Source organism: Thiosulfatihalobacter marinus, assembly GCF_016019955.1.
GTDB lineage: Bacteria > Pseudomonadota > Alphaproteobacteria > Rhodobacterales > Rhodobacteraceae > Shimia > Shimia marinus_A.
On record NZ_JAECRZ010000043.1, the window covers coordinates 1 to 1,800 of the forward strand.

Sequence of the window (1,800 nt, forward strand, 5' to 3'; positions counted from 1 at the left end):
GTCTTGGGCAGGCCGGGGGCCCATTGGATCAGGTCGGGCGAGGCGATGGGGCCGATTTCGGTGCGCACCCAGGTGCGCAGTTCCTTCATCAGCTCGTCGGTGGGCTGGACGCCGTTCATCAGGGTGACATAGCAATAGATGCCCTGGCCCTTGATGTCATGGGGATAGCCGACCACGGCGGCCTCGGCCACGGCGGCATGGGCGACAAGCGCGCTTTCCACCTCGGCGGTGCCCATGCGGTGGCCCGACACGTTGATCACGTCATCCACACGGCCCGTGATCCAGTAATCGCCATCGGCGTCGCGCCGGCAGCCGTCACCGGCAAAGTAATAGCCCTTGTAGTCCGAGAAATAGGTTTTCTCGAAGCGTTCGTGATCGCCCCAGACGGTGCGCATCTGGGCCGGCCAGCTGTCGGCGATGCACAGCACGCCCTCGACATCGTTGCCGGTGATGATCTCGCCCGATTGCGGATCCAGCACCACCGGGTGCACGCCGAAGAACGGCTTCATCGCGCTGCCCGGCTTGGTCGCGTGGGCGCCGGGCAGGGGGGTCATCATGTGGCCGCCGGTCTCGGTCTGCCACCAGGTGTCGACGATCGGGCATTTGCCCTTGCCGACAACGTCATTGTACCAGTTCCAGGCCTCGGGGTTGATCGGCTCGCCCACGGTGCCCAGGATGCGCAACGAGGACAGGTCGCATTTCTCGACGAACTCGCTGCCCTGGCCCATCAGCGCGCGGATCGCGGTGGGGGCGGTGTAGAACTGGTTCACCTTGTGCTTTTCGCAGACCTGCCAGAAGCGGGAGGCATCCGGGTAGGTCGGCACGCCCTCGAACATCAGCGTGGTGGCGCCATTGGCCAGCGGGCCATAGACGATATAGGAGTGGCCCGTGACCCAGCCCACATCCGCCGTGCACCAGAAGATGTCGCCCTCGTGATAATCGAAGGTGTATTGATGGGTCATCGCGGCAAACACCAGGTAACCGCCCGAGCAATGCACCACGCCCTTGGGCTGTCCGGTGGAGCCGGACGTGTACAGGATGAACAGCGGATCCTCGGCCGACATCTCGGCCGGTTTGCAATAGTCGTTCGCCTCCAGTGCCATTTCGTTATAGTCGTAATCGCGCCCGTCGATCCACGTGGTCTGGTCGCCGGTCCGTTTTACCACCAGACACTTAACAGTATCCTTACAGTGCAAGAGCGCCGCGTCGGCATTGGATTTGAGCGCGGTCTTGCGCCCGCCGCGCGGCGCGGTGTCGGCGGTGATCACCACCCCGGCGTCGCAGCCATTCACGCGGGCGGCCAGGGCATCGGGGGAAAACCCTGCGAAAACAATCGAGTGGATCGCGCCGATCCGGGCGCAGGCCAGCATGGCATAGGCCGCTTCGGGGATCATCGGCAGGTAGATCACCACCCGGTCGCCCTTGCGCACGCCCATCGATTCCAGGATGTTGGCAAAGCGGCAGACCCGGCGGTGCAGCTCCTTGTAGGTGATGTGCTGCGCGGGTTCGTCGGGATCGTCCGGCTCGAAGATGATCGCGGTCTGGTCGCCGCGCGTCTCAAGATGCCGGTCGATACAGTTGGCCGCCACGTTCAGCGTGCCGTCCTCGAACCACTTGATGTCGATCGCGCCGGGCTGAAAGCTGGTGTTCTTCACCTTGGTGAAAGGCTTGATCCAGTCGATGCGCTTGCCATGCTCGGCCCAGAACGCCTCGGGATCGGCAACCGAGGCCGCATACATCGCATCATACGTCGCGCCATCCACATGCGCCTGCGCGACAAGCTCGGGGGAGGGGGGGTAG

General features: G+C 64.1%; 1 protein-coding gene. It reads right to left on the bottom strand.

What is annotated here, in order from left to right; all coding sequences use genetic code 11:
* On the bottom strand, nt 1-1,800 hold a 1,800-nt coding region (gene acs / locus I3253_RS20290; RefSeq protein ID WP_197919600.1), incomplete at both ends, for an acetate--CoA ligase.